This window comes from Pseudoalteromonas sp. SR44-8 (assembly GCF_014163635.1).
Lineage (GTDB): Bacteria > Pseudomonadota > Gammaproteobacteria > Enterobacterales > Alteromonadaceae > Pseudoalteromonas > Pseudoalteromonas rhizosphaerae.
The window spans coordinates 80,241-103,408 of the sequence record NZ_JACJDS010000017.1 but is presented as its reverse complement, the minus strand read 5'-3'; the positions used below and the strand labels follow the sequence as shown (position 1 = coordinate 103,408).

Here is a 23,168-nt window from a genome sequence, read left to right as displayed (position 1 = left end):
CAGAGATAAGCAAACTCGCACTTTTTATCAGACATAAGCGAACTCGCACTTTTTATCAGACATAAGCAAACTCGTATCAAATATGCGGCTAATAATTAACCTGCTACTGCCTTTGTTGCGTATAACTTTAAAAAAAGTTCAATAATTATCGTAATAAGTGTAAATCCGTCAGTTAATTGATGAATTTTTTTGCTACAATTGTCTGGCAAGTAATGTGAGTGAGTTCAACAGCACCATGTGCAGTTAATCTGCTTCCTTTTAGTGAGGTTGATCTTGGTCAGTATATTGTTTTTGTAAAAGTCATATCATAAAACGGCTCTATGCTCGAGCTAACTTAGTCAATTAGTTGATAAAGTCGGGATTATTCGAGCATGAGGCTGTTAATAACCTTGTTTTAATCAAGGGTTTTAATTATGATCGCTTCTATTTTAAAATTTCGAAAAATTAACCTGCTGTAACTGATGTTCTCAATATAGCAAGTGTTGAGAATCATAGTGGAGATAAGTGGATGAGCAATGCGCCTGTAGACAATGGCCGACGTCGCTTTTTAACCATAGCTACCTCTGTTGTAGGTGGTGTTGGTGCGGCTGGGGCTGCTGTTCCTTTTATTGCGTCTTGGAATCCAAGTGAGCGAGCTAAATCTGCGGGTGCGCCTGTAGAAGTAGATATCAGCAAACTTGAGCCGGGACAATTAATACGTGTCGAGTGGCGTGGTAAACCTGTATGGGTTGTATCACGGACCCCTAAAATGCTTGAGCAGATGAAAGAACACGAAGGTCAACTTCGTGATCCGCAATCGCAAGAGCCACAACAATTAGAATCATCAACAAATGATTACCGTTCATTACGCCCTGAGATATTTCTCGCGGTAGGTATTTGTACGCATTTAGGGTGTTCACCTGGCTTTTTCCAAGGTAATTTTGGTGAAAAGGTTGAGGGCACAGATGATGGTTTCTACTGTCCATGTCACGGTTCTAAATTTGATATGGCTGGCCGTGTATTTAAATCGGTACCTGCCCCGTTAAACTTAGAAATACCACCTTACACATTTCTTGATGAAACCACTATTTTAGTGGGCGAAGAAAAAGGGGTAGCCTAATGTTCGGTAAAATTATTGGTTGGATAGACGACCGTATCCCAATGACACGTGTTTGGAACATGCATATTGCACAGTATCCAGCACCGAAAAACTTTAACTTCTGGTATTTCTTTGGCTCATTGGCCATGTTAGTACTAGTAAACCAAATTCTTACCGGAATTTGGTTAACGATGAACTTTGTTCCGTCTTCTGAGGGCGCATTCGCTTCAGTAGAATACATCATGCGTGATGTAGAATACGGCTGGTTACTACGTTATTTGCACTCAACAGGTGCATCAGCGTTTTTCATCGTTGTATATATGCATATGTTCCGTGGCATGATCTACGGTTCTTACCAAAAACCACGTGAATTACTGTGGTTATTCGGTATGTTTATCTTCTTAGCGTTAATGGCTGAAGCATTCATGGGGTACTTATTACCATGGGGTCAAATGTCATTCTGGGGTGCACAGGTAATCATTTCACTATTCGGGGCTATTCCGGTTATTGGTGATGACTTAACACTTTGGATCCGTGGTGATTATGTAATATCAGGTGCAACGCTTAACCGCTTCTTTGCATTACATGTTATTGCTTTACCATTGGTTATCGTAATTTTAGTATTCTTACACATTGTGGCACTGCACGAAGTGGGTTCAAATAACCCTGACGGCGTTGAGATCAAGCGTAAGAAAGGCTCTGTTGCTGAAGAAGATAAGCCTAAATTTAAATTCCATGAGTATTACACTGACAAGAAAGATATTGTTGATGCGATTCCGTTCCACCCTTATTACACAGTAAAAGATATTGTGGGTGTGGTTGGTTTCTTAATCTTGTTCTGTTGGGTGGTGTTCTTTATGCCTGCGATGAATGGTTTCTTCCTTGAAGGACCAAACTTTGAAGCGGCAAATCCACTTAAAACACCAGCACATATTTTCCCAGTTTGGTACTTTACGCCATTCTATGCAATCTTACGTGCAATCCCAGATAAACTAATTGGTGTTGCTGCGATGGGTGCATCGATTGTAGTGCTGGCGTTATTACCTTGGCTTGACCGTGGTACGGTTAAATCGGTTCGCTACCGTTGTGGCTTCCATAAATGGAACATTGCAGGGTTTGTTGTTACTTTCGTACTACTTGGTTGGGTGGGTGCAACTCCACAAACTGACTTTAAAACGATTGTCTCGCAAATCTGTACTGTGACTTACTTTATGTTCTTCGTACTGTTGTTTGTATACAGTAAGAATGAAAAAACTAAGCCATTGCCTGAGAGGTTAACGAAATGATGAAAAAGCTTATTATCGGTTTATTTGCTTTATCAATAAACGTATTGCCGGCAATGGCGGCAGGTCCATCGGTTCCATTAATGGAAGCCGGTAATGACCTAACTGATCAGCCTTCGTTGCAACGTGGTGCAAAGTTGTTCATGAACTACTGTCTTGGTTGTCACCAAATGCAGTATCAGCGTTATGAGCGTACTTTCCGTGATATCGGTATTCCAACAGCCGTTGGCCTTGAGCAGTTAATTTTTGACGGTTCAAAAGTTGGTAGCCATATCACTAACGCAATTACTAAAGATGATGCAGCAAAATGGTTTGGTGCGGCTCCGCCGGATCTAACTCTAATTGCACGTGTAAAATCTCCGGATTATATTTACACGTACTTAAAGTCATTTTATAAAGATGAATCTCGTCCGTTTGGGGTAAACAATATTGTTTTCCCACTGGTAGGTATGCCTCACGTTCTGCAAGAACTACAAGGTTTACCAACACCTATTACTGAAGAAGTCGAAGAACATGGTCACACTGTGACTAAAGTTATTGGTACTGAAACAGATGGAACAGGCGAAATGAGTGTAGACGAGTACGATCAAGCGGCTCGTGACTTAACTAACTTCCTTGAGTACGTGGGTGAACCTTCACGTCTTGAATCAGAAGCGTTAGGTATCAAGGTTATCGGATTCTTAGTTATCCTATTTATCTTGGCATTCATGCTGAAGAAAGAATACTGGAGAGATGTTCATTAATTTTGAACATATTTAAAGGTAATTTTGCAATAGGGGCTTAAGCCCCTTTTGCTGTTTTTGTTATTTAATGGAGGTAGGCATGGCCGTAGCTGCCAATAAGCGCCCTGTAATGACCCTTTTTTCTGGTGCTAACTGTATGTATAGCCATCAAGTACGCATTGTACTTGCTGAAAAAGGCGTAAGTGTAGATATTCATCTGGCTGAAAAGGATAACCTGCCAGAAGCACTTCATGAAATTAACCCTTACGGTACAGTGCCAACACTGATTGACCGTGAGCTTGGTTTATATCAGGCAAACATCATCATGGAATACCTTGATGAACGTTTTCCTCACCCTCCACTAATGCCTGTTTATCCGGTAATGCGTGGCCGCAGCCGTTTAATGATGCATCGCATCGACACAGATTGGTACAGCCTTGCTGCTAAAATTTATGCTAATGGTGCAGAGTCTGCACAAGCGCGTAAAGAACTAACAGAAGCTTTACTTGCTGTTTCAGCAATCTTTACTGAAGCTCCTTACTTTATGAGTGAAGAGTTTAGTTTAGTTGATTGTTACTTAGCACCATTACTATGGCGTTTACCAGAGCTTGGTATTGAGCTAACTGGTGCAGGTTCTAAAGAGATGAAAGAATATATGATCCGTTTATTTGAGCGTGAATCATTCCAAGCTTCTCTTACTGAAACTGAGCGCGAGATCCGTTTGTAATGACGCCTAATCGTCCTTATTTACTTCGTGCTTTCTTTGATTGGATTGTTGATAATCAGTGTACACCGCATTTAGTGGTTAATGCTGATTTTCCAGCCGTGCAAATACCAACACAGTTTGTTCAAGATGGACAAATTGTGTTGAATATTAGCCCATCAGCTGTCACACAATTCTCAATGGATAATCAGCAGTTAAGCTTTAGTGCCCGCTTTGGTGGTCAGCCAATGCAAGTATACGTGCCAATTGGTGCCGTGCTTGCGATCTATGCCCGCGAAAACGGTGAAGGCACTGTGTTTACTGCAGATGAGTTTTTAGAAGATGAAGACGAGTTTGCAGCTGAGTTAGAAAGTGTTGATATCGCAGATGAGTTATTACCTGACGAGCCAGCTCCTTCTAAGCCTGAAAAGAAAAAAGGCTCACACTTACGTGTTATTAAGTAATATGTAATTGTTTGATAAAAACCGCTGATTAAGCGGTTTTTTTATGCGCGCAATAAGCACGCATATTAATGGTATGCAGGGAGCAAATACGTGGTTTAAATTTGTATTAGCAACGTTAATTTGACCACCTAATTAGATATTTTTATGAGGTTCTGCTGTAAAACAAGCAGCACTGTGAACTGATACATTATCTAACTTGAGCCTAAGTGGCATCACACGATATAAAATAATTATAAAGTAAAAATGCAACAACTAGCTTTAATTAAAAGTGTACCGATTAAGTATTCAGCTTGCTCTTGTGTTTTCTATAATTCAGCATTATTTCCTAGTGCTTATTTTCTTATTAGTATAATATTATGATAATTTCATAATCTTCCACAATCCTTTGTAATCTTTCACAATTCTTTATAATTCCAACAATTTTAATAATTAGGTATATACGATGCGTAGTAACCTGCCTGTTACGACTAAAGAAAAAACATTCAATAATAATATTAAGTTAATTACAGTAACAGATACTCAAGGCAACATTCTTGAATGTAATGAAGCTTTTATTGAAATCAGCGGGTTTAAAAAAGCAGAGTTAATAGGTCAGCCTCATAACATAGTAAGGCATCCTGATATGCCTTCAGAAGCATTTAAAACAATGTGGTCTTATCTAAAATTGGGTAAACCATGGATGGGGCTTGTAAAAAACCGCTGTAAAAATGGCGATTATTATTGGGTCGATGCTTATGTTACACCCATAACACAAGACAATAAGATTGTTGGCTATGAGTCAGTTCGTTCTTGTCCATCACGACAGGCGGTTGCTCGGGCTACGCAGCTTTATCGTGATATCAACAAAGGTAAAAGCCAGAAAATGCATTTACCAGTGTCTTTAGAAAATTTATTGCTAACTTTTTCAATTATTATTTGCGCAATATTATTTTTAGCTGGTTATGCAAGATTGTCCGAAGGTATTTTGTTTACATCAGTTGTTATTTTTGCCATTTGGGTTTCTATAGTTAAAAAGAAAACTCTCAATGCGCTTAATAATATGCTTTCTCACTCATTTTCGGATCCTCTTGCAGTCAAAAGCTATACCGATGATGCTGGTGATTTAGGAAAGCTTAAAGTTGCTATTTTAAGTCAACTTGCTCATTTAGGGACGATTATAACTCGTATCGAAAGTTCTGCGCTGGTTGTTGCTAAGGAATCTGAGAAAGGTGCTGAGCTGACTGATAAAACAAGAAGAGATATTGAAAGTCAGCAGTTAGAAACTATGCAAGTTGCTACAGCAATGAATGAAATGTCTACCGCTATTGCTGAAGTATCGAAACATGTGAGTGATACTGCATCACAAGCTGACAAAGCCAATGAGCTTACTTTAAAAGGCTCTGAAATAGCCAATATTACCCATAATTCTATTCAAAAACTGCAGCTTACGGTTGAGCAAATTAGTAGTTCAGTACGAGGTGTTTCAGAACAAACAGCACGAATAGCTAATGCGGCTCAAATAATTGAACAAATTGCTGATCAAACTAACCTACTAGCTTTGAATGCTGCAATTGAAGCCGCTCGTGCGGGTGAACAAGGCCGTGGTTTTGCTGTCGTAGCAGACGAAGTTAGAAGTCTAGCTCAGCGTACCCAAGAATCAACTAAAGAAATCTACGGTATTGTTAGCGAATTAACGCAGCGTGCAAGTGACGCGGTAGAAATAGCTGATGCAGGGGCTATTGATGCAAAAGATGGTCTTTCTCATGTTATTGAGAGCAGTAAAATGCTAAATGGTGTAACCGAGTCTGTAGGTCAAATTGCTTCTATGTCTACTCAAATGGCTGCAGCAGTTGAAGAGCAATCCCATGTTGCTGAAGATATCAATCGTCAAATTGTAAATATTTCTGCACTTGCAGATACGAGTACTGAAAGCTCCAATAAGTTATCAGAAACTATTATCTATCTTAATAAGATAGCTGATGAGCTGCATGAACTCGTTGTTCGCTTCAAACAATAAAGTAAAAAATTTATCAAAAGCCATTTCTTAATTATGTATGTTGATATTGATATGAAACTAATGAGTAAAAAACTTGGAGAAGTAAATGAGCGCACCTGATTACCCCGCTGATGAATCTGCTCGCTTAAATGCTTTAAAACACACAGGTTTACTTGATTCGCTTGCTGAGGAGCGATTTGATCGTATCACGCGATTAACTGCACATTTTTTTAATGTAAAAATATGCTTAGTTTCTTTGGTCGATAGTGACAGGCAGTGGTTTAAATCAAAGGTTGGATTGGATGTTTGTCAAACTGGGCGTGAAATTTCTTTTTGCGGGCATGCAATTTTACAGCCGGATGTTTTTGTTGTTACAGATACAATAAAAGATTCTCGTTTTTCGACAAATCAGCTAGTAACACATGAACCTCATATTCGTTTTTATGCAGGCGCACCAGTACGCGAGTCCAGCGGGCAACCAATAGGTACGTTATGCATTATTGATGTTGTGCCCCGTGATTTTTCAAGTGATGAAAAGCAAATGCTACGTGAATTCGCTGATATGGTGGAGCATGAAATTACTCGGCTAGACCAAGAGGTTTTTAAGCAACAATTACATTCTACTATGAAAAAAAAGGCATCAATTTTAGCTACGTTGCCAGATATGGTGTTTGTGATTGACCGAGAATACCGTTTTATATCATGTAATGAACACCCTGATTTACCGATACCTCAGCATGAAATTATTGGCCACACTATTAATGATCTAATGCCTAATGAGCTAGGCTGTCAACTTATAAGCAAAGTTGAACAGGCTTTTAATGCAGATGATGCTATTCATCAAAATAATACATTTACTACTAAGTCAAACAGGTCGTTTGAAGTTCGTTACAAAAAGATTGATAAAAATGAGGTATTACTCGTTATTCGTAATATCACAGAACAATTACTCGCAAGCGAAGAGTTACGACGCCTTTCAGAGGTTGTCAGACAAACAACAAACGGAGTTATAATCACCGATAAAAGTGGTTTAGTTGTTTGGATAAATGAAGCTTTTACTGCTATTTCGGGTTTCAAATTAGATGATATCTCAGGAAAAAAACCAGGTGAGTTGTTGCAAGGGCTAGATACAGATCCTGAGACAATAAATGAAATGAGACATGCTATTAGCGCAGTCAAGGGGTTTAACGTCGATGTGCTAAATTACTCCAAAAATAAAAAGCCTTATTGGATAAGAATAGCATGTAATCCACTGTTAGATAATGAGGGCAGGCATTCAGGTTATATTGCAATACAGACTGACATAACAAAAGAAAAGCTAGATGAACAGGTTATTCATAACAGTCAAAATTTACTTAAAACTGTTATTGATGCAAACAAGATTGGTACATGGCATTTAAATATTCAAACTAGCGAGTTACTCATTAATGACAATTGGGCTGATTTATTAGGTTATAAGCTTGCTGAGTTGCTTCCATTAAGTCGTTTTAGCTGGGAGAAGCTAACTCATCCTGATGACCTTCATTATTGTTTATTTCAACTTGAAAAACATGTTTCTGGTCAGCTCCCGAGCTATGAAGCTAACATGCGGATGAAGCACAAAAATGGTGATTGGATTTGGATCAATACCCGTGGAAAGATATCCTCTCGCACTGATGATGGTAAAGCAGAGTGGTTGCTAGGTACGCATTTTGATATTAATGATCAAATCAAAGCTGAAAGCTCTCTCGATGAAAAATCAAAACAAATGGTCGCCGTCGTAGAAAGTATGCTTGATGGTGTTATTACTATCGATAGTATGGGGGTAGTGCTCACATTTAACCAAGCCGCAAAGGAAATTTTTGGTTATAGTGATAATGAAGTTATAGGTAACAATATTAGCATGCTAATGGGTTCACCGCACCGCGAGCACCATAATCACTATTTAAAAAAAAATATAAACAATGGGAATAGTGATATTACTGGGCGCATTCGAGAGCTTGATGCATTGCACAAAAACGGCGCTACCTTTCCTATTGAGCTAGGTGTTGTCGAGGTGAAAAATGCTGGTGAGATCAACTTTATTGGTATTATTCGCGACATTACTCAACGTAAAAAACGTGAACAGGAAATACATAAGCTAGCGTTTTATGATTCACTTACTATGTTACCAAACCGTCGTTTGTTACTTGATAGATTGCAAAATACTATTTCCCATTGTGCTCGAAGCTGCAATTTCGCTGCAGTCTTATTTTTAGATTTAGACAACTTTAAAAATTTAAACGACAGTGCTGGACATAATAAAGGGGATTTATTGTTATGTAAGGTGGCTAATCGATTAGTTAAAGCAATAAACCATGGGGATACTGTGTCTCGGCTCGGTGGTGATGAATTTGTTATTATTGCTGCTGATCTGGGGGATGATGAAAAAGAGGCTGCTAATCAAGCTGAATCGATTGCTCAAAAAATTATGACCCGCTTAGCGCAAGAGTTTAATCTTGATGGTTTAACATATAATAGTTCAGCAAGTATTGGTGTAACTATGTTTAATAAAGCAAACACATCAACAGAGGAGCTACTCAAGCAAGCAGACTTAGCTATGTATAAGGCAAAAGATGCTGGTCGTAATGGGGTGCAATTCTTTGACCCTCAGATGCAGATTGCTGTTAGCTCAAGACTTACTCTTATCGGTGACTTACACGAAGCGGTAAATCAACAGCAATTCACTTTGTTTTACCAAAAGCAGATTAACCAATACCAACAAGTTGTTGGTGTTGAAGCACTATTGCGTTGGGTTCATCCTATAAAGGGCATTATTTCACCTGCGGACTTTATTCCATTGGCAGAGGATACTGGGCTTATAGTGCCTATAGGTGAGTGGGTATTGCAACAAGCATGTGAAACATTAGCAAAATGGGCAAAAACTCCTGCTAAAGCTAGTTTTACCGTTGCAGTTAATATTAGTGTTGTACAGTTTAGTAAAAAAGACTTTGTTCAGGTAGTTCTCAAGGCACTTAATAGCTCAAAAGCTAATCCAGGGCGTCTAAAGTTAGAAATCACAGAATCTCTCTTAGCAAATAATATATCCGATGTTAAAGCTAAGATGCGAGAGCTAAAGCAGCATGGGATTACATTTTCAATTGATGACTTTGGTACGGGTTATTCGTCTTTGTCTTACCTAAAGAAACTGCCTTTGGATCAGTTGAAAATAGATCAGAGTTTTGTCCGTGATATTATTAATAGTCTTAATGATAAAGCGATTGCTCAGGCTGTTATAACACTAGCTAGTTCAATGGATTTAGAAGTAATAGCTGAAGGGGTTGAAACAGAAGCACAACGGTTATTATTACAGAGCATGGGCTGCAATGCCTATCAGGGTTATCTGTTTGGTAAACCATGTATATTTGAAGAAATACAATTTTAATATTTTATTGTAGCAATAATGCGACTTAAATAGAGGGCATCGCGTTGTGGGCTTTTTTAGTAAAACCAAGGGCTAGCGATTTTATACGATATTTATTTGTGACGAAGGCTGAGTTAAGTTTCAGCTACGGATGATTAAAATGGAGAGACCGTGTTAACCTAATGGCAAACACGGCTGAAAATTCTTTATCTTTATAAGTACTCAAATACCTTAATAACGCGTTCTACACCCGAAACATTACGTGCAACGCTTACAGCGGTGTTTGCTTCTGCATCTGATACTAAGCCCATTAAAAATACTTCGCCATTCTCAGTTACTACTTTGATGTTGTTGCTACTGATGTTGTCGGTGGTAAGTAATTGTGTTTTTACTTTCGACGTTAACCAAGAATCATGGGTCTGGGTGCTCATGCTAATGTTAGAGCCAATACGAATTTGGTTATGTATTTTGCGTATAGCAGGTAAGCCCTCAATCGTACGCTGAGCCTCGTCTTTCATTTCTTGAGTTGCAACCTGGCCTATTAACAATACAATGCCGTTAACGCTAATCACGCTGATGTTGGCATGATCAGCAAGGCGAGGTACATCGTTTATTGCGACCCCAGCTTTGATTTCGATATTACTATCATCGATTTGCGAACCAAGAGTACGACGATCGTTGGCTGCGGTAACGGCACCAGCGGTACCTGCAACAACTGCAGCAGCGCAGCCTTGTAATAATAGTACTGTACTAATAACAATTAGAGATTGTTTCAACATTAGCTTTCTTCCTGTGGGAATAGGGTCAAGTCGACGAGTTCACTCAAACAATGAAGATTAACCAAGTGAGATTCTATGATGCGGCTAGGACGTTTTGACGGAACACGAATTTCGACATCATTGGCGCCGAGTAAACCTACTAGCTCACCGCCATCATCACCAACCATAACAATAACTTTCATATCTTTGGTGAGTGCGGCTTCGACTGCCGATATGATGTTTTTTTCGTTGCCATTAATTGCTAAGACCAATAGTAAATCGCCTTGTTGAGCAAACGCTCGTATTTGCCGCGCAAAAGTTTCTTGGTCGTCACTTTGGGTGCTTTGACCAAGATTGATATGTTCTTGTGACAGCGCGATTGCCGGTAAACAAGGACGTTCTGTTTCGTAGTAGTTGATCAATATACCGGCCATATGCTGAGCAAGCATATGACAGCTCGCAGTACCGCAACAAATCAATTTATTACCATTGATTAGGCTTTGCGCTATGGTAAATGCAGCGGCTTCTAGGGCGCTTGGGAGTACTTCGCCGGCGGCTATTTGCACCTGAATGCTTTCAGTAAAAATCTCTTTTATAGTATCTTGCATATTAAAATACGTTTTTTATCCAATTAAGTTGTTGCGATGTGCCGCCTGTTATTGCGACAAAGTCGATTCTTATTGCTTGATCACTAAGCTTTTTGGTTGCTAAATAATGGTAAATAGAGCGCTTTAAACGTTCTTGCTTTTGTTTACCTAAAGCGTGGATTGCTCCACCCTTAACATAGCTACTGCGAAATTTCACTTCCACAAACACTAGCGTGTTGCCATCGCGCATTATTACATCTAGCTCCCCGTAGGGGCAGTTATAGTTTCGCTCTAACGGGATCAGCCCTTGCGTTACTAAGTATTTTTGCGCTTGTAGCTCGTAATACTGGCCTTTCTCTCGGCTATTTTGCCACAGTTGTTTAAACCACGACATCACAACATCCTTGTTTTATATTGCTTTTAGCTACTCACTGTTTGACCGGCTGGTAGCTGATTGCATAAATAATGGTAACGGTGCTGATGTTGCTAGCTGCACCGCCTGGATTTGTCTATTTTTGTATTGCGCCCAATTAAGTTGGCGATTTATTTGCCCATCACTGGTAATGCTTAATTGACCGGTTAAGCCATTAAACCGCTTACCGGGAAGCATACTCAATTGTGTGATACTACTTAACATAGCAACCGAATCATAGGCCATCGCAAATAAACGCTGACTTATATCAGCCTGTTCTGGCCACAGCGAGTTATATTGCTGACGCAAGGCATGATCTTTGACTTGTCCACTGAGCATCCATGGTAACTCGGTAAAATACAAACCATCGAGATCGCCTTTATCGGTGCTATCGATTTGCTTGCTATGACTTTTTGAGCTGGCATACAGAGGAATGCGATCAGCAAAGGTACTCACATTTACATCTAAATAAGGTTTAATCAAGCGAGTTTCGATAGCATCACCGAGAATATAAATAACATCAATATCACGACGAGAGCGGGTTTCGCTTTCTACTTCTTGTTTAAATAATGACTTAACGGTCGCAATACGTTCTTTTGATTTATCAACTTCTAACAGGTTAATAATGGTGGTTGGCATATCTTTTTTATCATTATAAAGACCAACTTCTGGTGTGGTTTCACTATAGCGTTGCCATTGTCGGTTGAATAAATCCACTAAGCGCTGGCCTGAACTATTATTTGGCGCAAGCAGCATAGGTTTTTGATAACCAACCGTTAAAAAGTGCTCAAGTGCTTGCTGTATTTCGTGTTCAGGATTAAGCGCAAAGAAGTAATGCTGTGGAGACTGGCGCTCACCATCAAAGGTATTTAAGTGCAAAACTGGGTAATCTTGTAATGCTTTGCTTGCAACTAGCTTATCAATGTTCGCTTTGAGTAACGGCCCAATTATAAAGTTTGGTTTAATTTCGAGTAATTTTGCAGAAAGCTCAGCAGAGCTAAGCATTTCATCAATAAAAATGGTTTCATCAATAGATGAGTTATCTAGTGCTGCTAACACGCCAGCTTTTAAGGCATCACCTAGGCGTTCATTAGCACCTGATTGGGGTAATAAAACAACTAAACGTTCAATATTCAGTGGCTCAGCAGTAATTAGATCCGCAGCCTTTTTTGGTAATACCGCGATTGCCGGATGGCCTGAATAACGGCGCTGCCAATTATTAATTGCTTGGTCAAGTTCTACAGGGGCACCTAAGTAAACTTTATGATATAAAGCTAAATTTACCCAACCTTGCTGTATCACTGAGCCGCGGTTAAAGCGTTCAAGGGCATAAGATGAAAGCTGCTGAAGGTTCTGCCATAACGCACTATTTAATTGTGGGATCGTTAAGTTCTTTTTACTTGCGGTTTCAGAAGCGCGAAAAAAATATGGCATCGCTTGTTTTGGTAAATTTTGTGATGCGTAAATGCTGGCGGTTAAATATTGATGCCAAGCAAAATGCTCCGGTTGAGTCAATTGGCTGTCTAAACTGGCTAGCATCTCAAGTGCGAGGGTATTCTTGTTTTGTTGCATTTGCGCAAAAGCGGTATAGAGTTTATTTTGCACTTGGTCTACGCTAGGTGTGCGTTCTAATTCAGTACTAATTTGCTCTAACAGTGGCCATTGTTGCTCTACAATCGCAGCATCACGCGCACTATAAAGAAGTTGGATTTTGTCAGCGCCTAGGCGATTTAAGGCTAGTTGGTACATAGATTGTGCGTCAGTCGCTTGAATTTGTGATGCGCTATTAGCTGAACTGAGGTTTTCACTGGTTTTAGTCGGTTTTTCGGTTGTACTACAGGCCGATAACCCTGACAATATGATTAATAGACTAACAAGTTTAAGTCGCACAATGATTTCCCAATACGTTAACGCGATTTGCTTATATTACTGACTGACGCAGGAGACCTCAATGTTAAATGAGGAGAATTCACAGAAAATCGGCACTCTTTACATTGTAGCCACCCCAATCGGCAATTATGACGACTTAAGTCAGCGTGCAATCGCGACTTTATCGCAAGTTGACTTAATCGCTGCTGAAGACACGCGCCATACCGGTAAGTTGCTAAGTCACTTTGGCATTAAGGCAAAAACCTTTGCTTTGCACGACCATAATGAAAAGCAAAAAGCGCAACAAATTATTGATCAACTTAATCAAGGTTTAAATATAGCACTAGTTTCGGATGCAGGCACGCCGCTAATTAGTGACCCTGGTTATGCGGTTGTTAATTTATGCCGAGAGCAAGGCGCACATGTCACGCCTATACCGGGGGCTTGCGCCGCAATTACTGCGGTATGTTGTTCAGGTTTACCAACAGATCGTTTTCAGTTTATTGGTTTTACCCCTGCAAAAAGCAAAGCTCGCCAAGACTTTTTTATTGAAGCGGTTAATTCCAATATAACCAGCATTATGTACGAAAGTACTCATCGCATCATGGCAAGTTTAGATGATCTTGAGATAGCGCTTGGTAGTGAGCAACAAGTGGTGTTTGCCAAAGAGCTAACCAAAACTTTTGAAACATTTTTTAATGGCACAGTAAGTGAACTTAAACAGTTTTTAACCGACGATCCAACCAAACAGCGCGGCGAAATAGTGCTAATGTTGCCTGGTAATCCAAAGCAGGTTGATGATATTCCGCCAGAAGCACGTAAAATGTTGGCGTTACTTGAGAATGAAATGCCAATGAAAAAAGCCTGCGGTATAGTGGCCGATTATTTTGGCATGAAGAAAAATGCCCTTTATAAAACAATTATTGACGAAAAAGGCTAAATCTTTACTGCACATACAATCCAGCTCAGGTATACTGCGCGCCGAGTCAGCCAAGATGATCGCTGCCTGCAACGAAAATGCGCAGGGGGAGGAAAGTCCGGGCTCCATAGGGCAGGGTGCCAGCTAACGGCTGGGGGGCGTGAGCCTACGACAAGTGCAGCAGAGAGGAGACCGCCAATCTTCGGATTGGTAAGGGTGAAAGGGTGCGGTAAGAGCGCACCGGGCCACTAGCAATAGTTGGTTGCAAGGTAAACTCCACCCGGAGCAAGACCAAATAGGGTTCCTTATGGCGTGGCCCACGTTGGAACCGGGTAGGTTGCTTGAGCCATAGAGCGATTTATGGCCTAGACGAATGATTATCACTTTCTTCGGAAAGGACAGAACCCGGCTTATACGGCTGACTCACTCATTCAATAAAAAAGCCCGCAGTTAACGCTGCGGGCTTTTTTGTGTCTGTGTTTTTGGGCTACGGGCGTCGAGTTTAGAGCCGCGCGTTGAGATATAGAAATCAGGAATTAGTTATCAGAAATTAGATATCTGAAATATGATCTGCCTCTGATAAAGTCTTAGTTTCTTTGATAGTGTAAACATAGCATCGGCTGAGAGTATTACTAATTGGTTCGGTCGTTTGGTTGTGGAGCTTGAAATACCAAGTGTGAATGAGTTAGATGAACTACGAAGTTATCACAGCTTTAGACATACGTTCATAAGTAACATACGCAATAACCACTCGTTTGATCTTTCATTGATACAACAAGTTGTTGGTCATGAACTTTCTAAAGGTGGAGTAACTGATAAGTACACACATGGTGGCGCTAGCTTGAAAAGGTTGGCTGATGTGGTAAATTGTTATACTGCTTTTAGCTAATCTAATAGTTTGTTTTTACAACTTGTGCAATAAGGGATTGAATGCCAAATAAAAATACAAGTGCTATAGCATCTTGGTTGGGTTATAAAACTCAAGAATATCGTCTATTACAAAGGTTATTTGAGTCTGACAACGGGAGTTATTTAGGCTTCGAATTACTTGATGATATTGAAGAACATAATGGCTCCAATGTTGTTTTAGAACAAGATAAAATAACTACAACTAAAAAAAATATAGTAAGTGCTAATAGTAAAGATTTGTGGAAAACTTTGAGTAATTGGGTCGATCTTATTTCTCAAGGTAAAATAGAACCTTCTCAAACAACATTTCTACTTTATACCCATAAAAAATACACAAGTGAAATATTGGAATCATTAATTGCAGCTGTTGAGCTTAGTGATGCTGAAAGTGTATATGACGATCTTCTAAAAAAGATGAAGAAGCCATCGGATTCTATAAGTGTTTATGTTGACAACTTTTTTAAGTCAAAGGATCACGCAAGTCTAGTAATTAAAAATTTTAATTACATATATGGAAGTGGTTCTGCTTGTGAGGATTTAAAACATATATACTTAACGAAGCATTTAGGAGCTTTAGATGAGTATGCTAATGAGATTCTACATCAAACTTTAGGCTGGGTTAGTGAGCTTCTAACTACTTCAGCAGAGAAAAAAGAGCTAACTATCATACCAACAAAGGCTTTTGGTAATAGGTTAGCCAGTATTGAAAGTCAGTATCGTCAAAAATCGATCCTGAGTTTTATTATAAATAGAACCGCTTCAAGTGATGATGTGATAGCAGATCTCAATTCTAAACCCCTTTATATAAAACAGCTCGAGATAATTGAGTTAGATGCCTTTATAGAAGAAGCCGTAATCGCTAAGCTTGAAGCCAGTGATGCAGTTGTTACATGGACACTAAGCGGGGATGTTCAAGAAAGTAGTTATCTAAAATATCAGGAATCACTAAGTAGAAAATGGAAGATTGAAAAACACAAATCATTACTTAAAAAAAGCACTCATTGCAGTAAAGAACAGGGGGCAAGTTTATATCTAGAATGTTTAACTAATCTGCTAACGGTCGAGCTAGATGGTAAAAAGGTTGAAGATATTTTTACCTCGGGGACGCTTCAGGTAATGGCTAACGAATTAAGTATAGGGTGGCACCCAGAATACAAGGAAGTACTTGGAGATGATGATGATACAGCCAAAAAGTAGTTTAGAAAGAGAAGCTTGGGAAATAAATAATCCTGCACTTAGTAGCTATCTACTATGGTTAGCTACAGTAGATGGGTTTAAAAAGTCTCATGGACCAATTCACCCAAGTAAATTATTCTGTATATTTCCCTTCCTTTATTATGCAGATACAAGAGTCAGTTTAGCCAAAACTAGAAGTGGACTACAATCTTATCTATCAAAGTTTTCATCCTCGCAAGTTTGCAAATCAGATATACCGCTATCAATTCATAATCGCATCACTATGCAAAAAGCAAAAACATTAGATGCATTAATTTTGGCTTTTGATTCTGGAATTCTTATTCTTGACTCAGAAACAGGATTGATTACTCCTAATTTACAAGTTAAACCAATCTCTCAAAGTAGTTCAAATGACTCGATTAAAGAGCTTGAAAAATGTGCCAAAAAGTTAGGGGGTTGGTTTTCTGTACTTTCTAATAGAGATTTAGCTAGAGTTTTAAAGGTGGTTTTTTAATATGTTTTTCCAGATAGAAAAAGTTATTTTATGGTCTAAAAAAGCCGAACATAAACCACGAATAATTAAGTTTGAACTTAATAAAGTGAACCTTATTACAGGTGCATCTAAAACGGGTAAGTCATCACTAATACCAATAATTGATTATTGTTTAGGTTCTTCAAAGTGCGCTATTCCTGTTAATACTATAAGGGATTCTACTGAATGGTATGGTATTCAAGTTAAAACAGAAAACTCACGACTTCTCATTGTAAGAAAAGATCCCGGTGGTCAACAGTCAACGACTAATGCTTTTTTCATCGAGTCAGATGAAATTGAAATTCCTGAATTTATTCATAAGCACAATATAAATATAAATGACGTTAAAGATAGGCTAAATGAGATTAGTGGTGTATCAAATATTAGTTTTGATATGCATAACACTGGTGCGATGAATAAAAAACGAACAAGCATTAGAGATTTAGTTGCTTTCAATTATCAGCCACAAAATATAGTTGCAAACCCTAATGCACTATTTTTTAAGGCGGATTCTTTCGAACATAAATCAAAACTAATAACGATTTTTCCATATGTACTCGGTGCTCTGAGTAATAAGGATTTAGAAAATCAACACAATTTCAAAATTGCGGAAGAGCAATTCAATAAAGTCCAGAGAAAATATAATAAAATAAAAAAGCAAAATGAAGATTGGATATCGACTGCAAGAGCTTATGTTATCAAAGGTATGGAGCTAGGATTAATAAGTATTGAAAGCAATATCGATTCTCTCAAACCTGAAGAATTACTGAATCTATTAAAGAATTTAGCTGAAAAAAATGTTGATTCATCTGCCTCTGCGGCAAATATTAAGTTTGCTTCTACTCAAGAAAAGTTGGCTAGTATTAGGGTGAAAGAATTATCGAATGAGTTAGGAAAGGTCAAGAATAGATTAAAAAACATATCATCTTTTAGAGAGTTAGCAGAGAGCCAATCAGAAAATGCGCTTATAAAGCGGAATCGTTTATCATTAAGTAATTGGCTTTTAGATCAAAGTGGTAAGTATGAGTCATTGTTTAATGAACCAAATGAGATATATCAAAAAGTATTAGAGCCGTTATCAAAGTCTTTCCATGATCTTGAGTCTGAGTTAACAGTACCTTTAAAGTTTAACGATGTGATAGGTCGAGAAAAAGTTTTTTTAGAAAGCGAATTAACTCGTTTAGCTAATGATTTAAAAACGTCCCAAGAGCACCTTAGAATCTTGCAAACTGATAAGCGAAATCTTGGGTATGATGCTTTTTCAATAGGTCTTTTTGTGGGGGAAGTTCAATCCGCTTTGAAATTAATGAAAGCAACAGATGAAGAGGCTGATTTATACAAAGAATATAAAGAACTAAAATTAAAGCTCACTAAGCTGAAATCTTTAGTAGATGTTAGGGATATGGCGTATAAAGTGGGGCTAGAATTAAAGAAAGTTAATAAATTTGCTACAGATTGGCTTCCTTACTTAGATACTGAGCACCCTGACTTACCAGTGGAGTTATCAGAAAAGGAATTAACGCTAAAAGTCATCAACAACGGTCGAGAAGATTATCTTTGGGAAATTGGGAGTGGGGCTAATTGGTTATCATATCATGTGGCAATCACTTTAGGCTTACATCAACATTTCTCTAAGCTTGAGAATTCTATTGTCCCAAACTATATTATTTATGATCAACCTAGTCAGGTTTATTTTCCTAGTAAAATCAGCTCTATAAAAAGTAACCCTGAGTCAGAGGGGTTGTCTTTCTATGATGAAGATGAAGATCTTGAACAAGTTCAAAAAGTATTTAAGGTATTCAGTCGTGCAATCGAGAAAACAAAGAACAATCTACAAATTATAGTTTTAGATCACGCACCTTCATCGCTTGCTACTGATTTAGAAAATGGTCACTTAGCTGAAGAGTGGAGGAATGGGGTAAAGCTAATACCTTTAGAGTGGCTATAGAAGCTTGCATAACCAACTAACGTTAATACATATTAACGTTAGTTGGTTCAATATTTGTTGCTGTCGTATCTAGAGTGGGTCTATAGATACTATAAAAAATAAACCTCTTCAGTTGTCGAGTCATCTCTGTTGAGTGGGGATCCCTATAGTTATAGGGGGGGCTCTGCTGGAATATTATTTTTTAATTGTTTAAGTTCTAATATACCTTCGTTAATGTAAGAAAAAATAACTATCCAGCCAACTACTGAAATAAAAGGGGCTTTAATGATCCAAGGTAGGAGCCAGTCCCCGCTATTCCATAGCATATGTGAGAGTGTTGCTATTAAGAAAGCTCTTATAAAAGTATACTCGAGCAGCATGCTTATCATAAACGGCCTGCCTTGTTTAACCTTCCATAATGCAGCGCCAATCATGCCTGTCCAAATTATATGCCCAAATGGTGATAAAACACCTCTTAAATTTATATTATCTATCATGGAGGTATAGTTTTGATTTAAAAGAATTTCAAAAGCATACCCTGCACTTTCAAATGAGCCAAACCCACAACCAACAGCCGCCCCGAATAGTAATCCGTTTAAAATATATGGGTACCTGATTGCATTAGCTACTAATAAAAGCGCGATTAATTTTCCTGGCTCTTCAGCTAAGCCAGCAACAGGTGGGCCCAACCAGTTTAAGGTAGAAGTTAATTCAAACATTAATAATGAAAAAATTAATGAGAGAATTCCGCCTTGAAGAACTAGTTTAAATACTTTTATCAACGATACATTTCTAGGTACATTTGTCTCGAAAAAGAAAACGAGTACACTTAAAGGCATTGCAAAAGTACCAACAAAGATTAAGCCGGGTAAAAGTTTAATATTATTCCAATATTCAAAAGAGTAGATGAACCCTATATAAGTCAAGATCATCAGACCAAAAAGCCGAATAAATAACCAAGGCCTTGGAAACTCAGATGTTATTTCTTTGATATCAGGTGTAGTTGTAGTTGTTCCTACTGAGTAATACTCTTCAAGCTCTTCATCATTCCTTTTCTTAAAAACATCAGAGAAAAGTAGCTTTATATTAAAATCGGCTAAATCTTTAGTTCCTGCAAATGATGTCACATGCTGACTCAATGTCGATCGGCTTTGGATTGAAGTATGATTTGTTGTTACATTTCCTTTTGCTAAAGGGCTACTACTAGCACTCTCATTATTTATTACGTAGCAGATAACACCAGCCTCTAAAACCTTGTCATACATGTATTTAGACTTTTCTTTGCTGAGGTTTTTTTTTAATATGTAGCTTCTACCATTAAAATATTTTTCTGCATTAACTTTTGATATGTTAAAGAGTAATGCAAACTCACTGATAGCTTCTTCTAGGTTTTTATCAGGCACAATATCACCTTTAAAAATGAGTCTATATGAATTAGCCATGGTTCTACCTCGTAAATAACAGTTTTACCGATGGTGTGACAGCTAGACTAATCTCCATACCTACGCTTTTCATACTCCTGATGTTAACTTTTTTCTGCAAGTCAGCGCTCATTTTGATTGCACGCACGAGCATTGTAACTACAGGTTTATCTTTAACTTTGTCTTCAAGTTCTTCCATTGATAGCGTCGTTTCGTTGTTCATTTTAATAATAACAATTACCTTTGGCGATACACCGACTTCCATTTCAAGATCTGCAATAACGTATCCTGCATTTTCAAGGTAGGGTATTGATGAATTTATTTGTATTACTGATTCTTGTAACTTTATCATTCCAATTGTCTGGGCTCGTTTTAGTTGCTCAAATGCTACTTTTTGTGCTTTTATAGTAAATGCATTAGAGTTCAGAAAGCTACTCGCTTCCTCTTCGACGACATAAGCCCCTGACATTAAATCATGGAGTCCTCTACGTTTAGGGTTAAAGAAAATACTTATGGCCGATATAAAGAATAGTGCTAGGCCAACTAAGAATGAAAATGATCTTATGAATGAGTTAAGTAAACTTAAAGGCGTAGAGTTCTCATCTATTACTTTGATCTTTAAAAGTCTTGCCCCTACTGTTTTTCCTTTTGAAATATTTCCAGTCATAACTGTAAAATAAATGAGGCTTAATACAAACCCAAGATACTTTAAGCTCTCAAGAGGGGGTGATAAGAAAGTCATGATTAAATACGTAATTATAAAAGTAAATGCTATTGTTATAAGTTGGTCAATACAAAGTGCTGCTACTCTTTTCCATGGTTTTGCTATTAAAAAGCTATCTACTTCTATAGTTTGGCTCTGATTTATTGATTCATGAACAGTATCGGTGTTTATTGTAGAAATATCTTCAACTACTGCAACAGTTTCAATATCCTCGTCTGCGGCTATTTCATCTACTTCTTCAACTTCCTCAAGATTGAAAAGGTCTTCATTATTACTCTTAAATTGAAGCTCAACTTTTCCCCCATTTTTGATAATTGCTTGTTTAATCTTATTTGCTTTTTCTTCGTCCAAATCACTAAAAAGAATTAGATCGTTTTGTTTTAAATAAACTACGATATCTCCTTTAGACGCTTTGGGAAAACAACGCTTAATTATCCCTGCAAGATTAGCAATATTATTTTTATTGCTTATACCTCTGTAGATAACATCACACTTTACCATATACTTTGTCCCTATCATTTTTATCGTAGCAGAGTTCTATTTTATTTTTTAATATTTTGAAAAATTGTCGTTTTTTACTTTTAATCATTCAGTCTCAGCGGGTCTAAAAGAGTCTCAGAACCTGTTTGTAAAGCTAACTATAAATCTAAGTTGAAATCACTAGCCCCTCTTAGTCTATTACCTTTTCTTGAGCATGCAGTAAAGATCATAGAACGACATTCATCTCGCTTTTGTTTCGAATCAAACTCAAATTGTTGAGAGCCAAATTCACCTGATACATTCAATAGCCATTGATCTCTCATGGGCGGTGTTTTACGTTTTGCATCAAAGTTTACTCTACTTTGCCGACGTCCTTTTTCATTATTTAATGCTCTTATTTCAGTGATTTTGATACTATGTCGATGCATCATATTTCTTAATTTTTTTAGTGTGATAATTTCGATGAAATTATTTTCAACATCACTGGCAGGAAAAGTAAATTCGTTATTATCGATATCGATAATATAGCCTTGAGAGGTGGCGAGCCAAACAGGGATGGAATAACCGAGAGTCAAAATATTAACAATAAATAGCCATTGTAAACCAGCCCCCGCCAGAATTGCTGGAAAAAACCAAAGTATCACAGATAAATAAAAGTGGGGGTATACGGTTGATTTTATTGCATACCAAATGTCAACAGTAGATTTCTTTTCAGATTCTGATGGCTGAACATCAGTTTCATGGGCTGTGGTTTCATTACTTTTGCGAACTTGTTCTTTTGATTTAATAAACTCAACAACAATTCCATACGTTAAAAATTTTTTAGATATGATTAGAACCTGTTCATTAGTAATATTCTTTTTTATTACGAATGTTTTACCGGATAAAAATTCATTATCTTGGCTTTGCGGAATTTTCAAAATTTTTGATAAGGTTATTGAAGCTTTATTTTTGTTAGTACCCTCGACCAATTTCCCTCTAAAAATTACATGATAGATACTGTCCATAAATTCCATTTATTATTCCTTACAATTTAATAGATAATACAAAGTGCTTTGTTAAATGTGAAGCGCTAATTACCTAGTGCTATAGTCAGGAACTTTTTTAGTCGTAAAATGCGAAGGTAACTATGTCTTATCAGTCAAAAACAGCACTGGTGTTAAGTAGTTAGTCATGTACATCGATTATATGTTTACATATAAAAGGTATCTATTATGTCTAATTACACACCTACAAAATGCTACTTAAATAACTTAGCACCAACAGGCCGAAAGGCTGTTGTTTCACTGCTTAAAAGTGTTAAAAACATTTTATTATTGAGTGAGAAGCTAGTTGCATTACCACTTCACAAGCTAAGCTTTGAGTAACTTTCTACGCTTAAACAAAGCTTAGTACTCAATAATAAATCAGCCATAATCATTCAACTTACCTTTCAGTCATTAGAGCCATAGCTAAGACCATTTTTTAATGAATTTAATTGAGCAGCATGAACTCGAAAAGTTTAATGTACTCAAGCTCTCGCATATAGAACCAAGCTTAAAAGGTAAGTCACTTAGAACTGAAAAGTTACATTAGGTCAATTTACTATACCAGCTTCAATTATCAATATTCGTAATGCAGTACTATCTGCTTTAATGGCTGATAAGTTAGTGGTTATGCAAAGAGAAAGGTAGTCGTACTAGAACACTGAATTTGATTAAGCAATTTGGTAGGAACAGTTGTTATTTCACTATTAAAAAGCGTTCAAAGCATTTCACAAATGCTATAAGCCATTTTCTTAGTCGTAATAAGAAAAACGATGATATTAACCTCTTTCATTAGCGCCTAACCTATTGCTTTATTGCTAG

The 23,168-nt window shown here is 37.7% G+C and carries 18 protein-coding genes and 1 other RNA gene; 12 read left to right on the top strand and 7 right to left on the bottom strand.

Features of this window, described 5'->3' with window-relative positions; translation table 11 throughout:
• Positions 1-508 precede the first annotated feature (508 nt).
• The 7 genes from petA to H5183_RS10550 all read left to right on the top strand — a co-directional run bounded on the left by petA (position 509) and on the right by H5183_RS10550 (position 9,628).
• Complete coding sequence (gene petA / locus H5183_RS10580) at positions 509-1,099, top strand: ubiquinol-cytochrome c reductase iron-sulfur subunit (protein ID WP_145236799.1); 591 nt, start codon at positions 509-511, stop codon at positions 1,097-1,099.
• Complete coding sequence (locus H5183_RS10575; protein WP_145236803.1) at positions 1,099-2,364, top strand: cytochrome b N-terminal domain-containing protein; 1,266 nt, start codon at positions 1,099-1,101, stop codon at positions 2,362-2,364. Before petA ends, H5183_RS10575 begins: the two co-directional genes overlap by 1 nt.
• Complete coding sequence (locus tag H5183_RS10570; protein WP_145236807.1) at positions 2,361-3,104, top strand: cytochrome c1; 744 nt, start codon at positions 2,361-2,363, stop codon at positions 3,102-3,104. Before H5183_RS10575 ends, H5183_RS10570 begins: the two co-directional genes overlap by 4 nt.
• Positions 3,105-3,183: 79 nt before the next feature.
• The gene (gene sspA, locus H5183_RS10565; protein ID WP_064667929.1) at positions 3,184-3,810 is read left to right on the top strand and encodes a stringent starvation protein SspA; all 627 of its coding nucleotides are present in this window, start codon (positions 3,184-3,186) and stop codon (positions 3,808-3,810) included.
• Complete coding sequence (locus H5183_RS10560) at positions 3,810-4,250, top strand: ClpXP protease specificity-enhancing factor (protein ID WP_145236812.1); 441 nt, start codon at positions 3,810-3,812, stop codon at positions 4,248-4,250. The genes sspA and H5183_RS10560 overlap by 1 nt, the downstream gene beginning before the upstream one ends.
• Before the next feature lie 442 nt (positions 4,251-4,692).
• The gene (locus tag H5183_RS10555; protein WP_145236816.1) at positions 4,693-6,246 is read left to right on the top strand and encodes a PAS domain-containing methyl-accepting chemotaxis protein; all 1,554 of its coding nucleotides are present in this window, start codon (positions 4,693-4,695) and stop codon (positions 6,244-6,246) included.
• A gap of 85 nt (positions 6,247-6,331) precedes the next feature.
• The gene (locus H5183_RS10550) at positions 6,332-9,628 is read left to right on the top strand and encodes an EAL domain-containing protein (protein WP_182731661.1); all 3,297 of its coding nucleotides are present in this window, start codon (positions 6,332-6,334) and stop codon (positions 9,626-9,628) included.
• A 191-nt stretch (positions 9,629-9,819) separates the two neighbouring features.
• Here the strand turns inward: H5183_RS10550 and dolP are convergent, their stop codons facing one another.
• Genes dolP through H5183_RS10530 form a run of 4 tightly spaced genes read right to left on the bottom strand, consistent with a single transcriptional unit; the run spans position 9,820 to position 13,254 of the window.
• Positions 9,820-10,386, bottom strand: coding sequence for a division/outer membrane stress-associated lipid-binding lipoprotein (gene dolP, locus H5183_RS10545; RefSeq protein ID WP_145236822.1), 567 nt, complete (start codon positions 10,384-10,386; stop codon positions 9,820-9,822).
• Complete coding sequence (locus H5183_RS10540; RefSeq protein ID WP_145236825.1) at positions 10,386-10,973, bottom strand: SIS domain-containing protein; 588 nt, start codon at positions 10,971-10,973, stop codon at positions 10,386-10,388. Before H5183_RS10540 ends, dolP begins: the two co-directional genes overlap by 1 nt.
• Before the next feature lies 1 nt (position 10,974).
• Positions 10,975-11,346, bottom strand: coding sequence for a YraN family protein (locus H5183_RS10535; protein WP_145236829.1), 372 nt, complete (start codon positions 11,344-11,346; stop codon positions 10,975-10,977).
• A gap of 30 nt (positions 11,347-11,376) precedes the next feature.
• On the bottom strand, positions 11,377-13,254 hold the full coding sequence (locus H5183_RS10530) for a penicillin-binding protein activator (protein WP_182731660.1): 1,878 nt from the start codon (positions 13,252-13,254) through the stop codon (positions 11,377-11,379).
• A 61-nt stretch (positions 13,255-13,315) separates the two neighbouring features.
• On the opposite strand from H5183_RS10530, the gene rsmI reads away from it, so the two are divergent.
• The 5 genes from rsmI to H5183_RS10505 all read left to right on the top strand — a co-directional run bounded on the left by rsmI (position 13,316) and on the right by H5183_RS10505 (position 18,717).
• A complete protein-coding gene (gene rsmI, locus H5183_RS10525; protein WP_149980608.1) occupies positions 13,316-14,173 on the top strand; it encodes a 16S rRNA (cytidine(1402)-2'-O)-methyltransferase in 858 nt (285 codons plus the stop codon).
• A gap of 43 nt (positions 14,174-14,216) precedes the next feature.
• An RNA gene (gene rnpB, locus H5183_RS10520) (RNase P RNA component class A) lies at positions 14,217-14,581 on the top strand.
• A 501-nt stretch (positions 14,582-15,082) separates the two neighbouring features.
• Positions 15,083-16,258 carry an ABC-three component system protein gene (locus tag H5183_RS10515; RefSeq protein WP_182731659.1) on the top strand — a complete coding sequence of 392 codons (1,176 nt, stop codon included), beginning with the start codon at positions 15,083-15,085 and terminating at the stop codon, positions 16,256-16,258.
• A complete protein-coding gene (locus H5183_RS10510; RefSeq protein ID WP_220496313.1) occupies positions 16,233-16,751 on the top strand; it encodes a three component ABC system middle component in 519 nt (172 codons plus the stop codon). The genes H5183_RS10515 and H5183_RS10510 overlap by 26 nt, the downstream gene beginning before the upstream one ends.
• A gap of 1 nt (position 16,752) precedes the next feature.
• Complete coding sequence (locus H5183_RS10505) at positions 16,753-18,717, top strand: DUF3732 domain-containing protein (RefSeq protein WP_182731658.1); 1,965 nt, start codon at positions 16,753-16,755, stop codon at positions 18,715-18,717.
• Between the two features lie 149 nt (positions 18,718-18,866).
• On the opposite strand, the gene H5183_RS10500 is transcribed toward H5183_RS10505, so the two are convergent.
• The 3 genes from H5183_RS10500 to H5183_RS10490 form a co-directional block, all read right to left on the bottom strand.
• A complete protein-coding gene (locus H5183_RS10500) occupies positions 18,867-20,138 on the bottom strand; it encodes a PrsW family intramembrane metalloprotease (RefSeq protein WP_182731657.1) in 1,272 nt (423 codons plus the stop codon).
• A 4-nt stretch (positions 20,139-20,142) separates the two neighbouring features.
• The gene (locus H5183_RS10495; protein ID WP_182731656.1) at positions 20,143-21,342 is read right to left on the bottom strand and encodes an RDD family protein; all 1,200 of its coding nucleotides are present in this window, start codon (positions 21,340-21,342) and stop codon (positions 20,143-20,145) included.
• Positions 21,343-21,479: 137 nt separating this feature from the next.
• Positions 21,480-22,337: a hypothetical protein gene (locus H5183_RS10490; protein ID WP_182731655.1), complete on the bottom strand. Its 858-nt coding sequence runs from the start codon at positions 22,335-22,337 to the stop codon at positions 21,480-21,482.
• Positions 22,338-23,168: the final 831 nt, after the last annotated feature.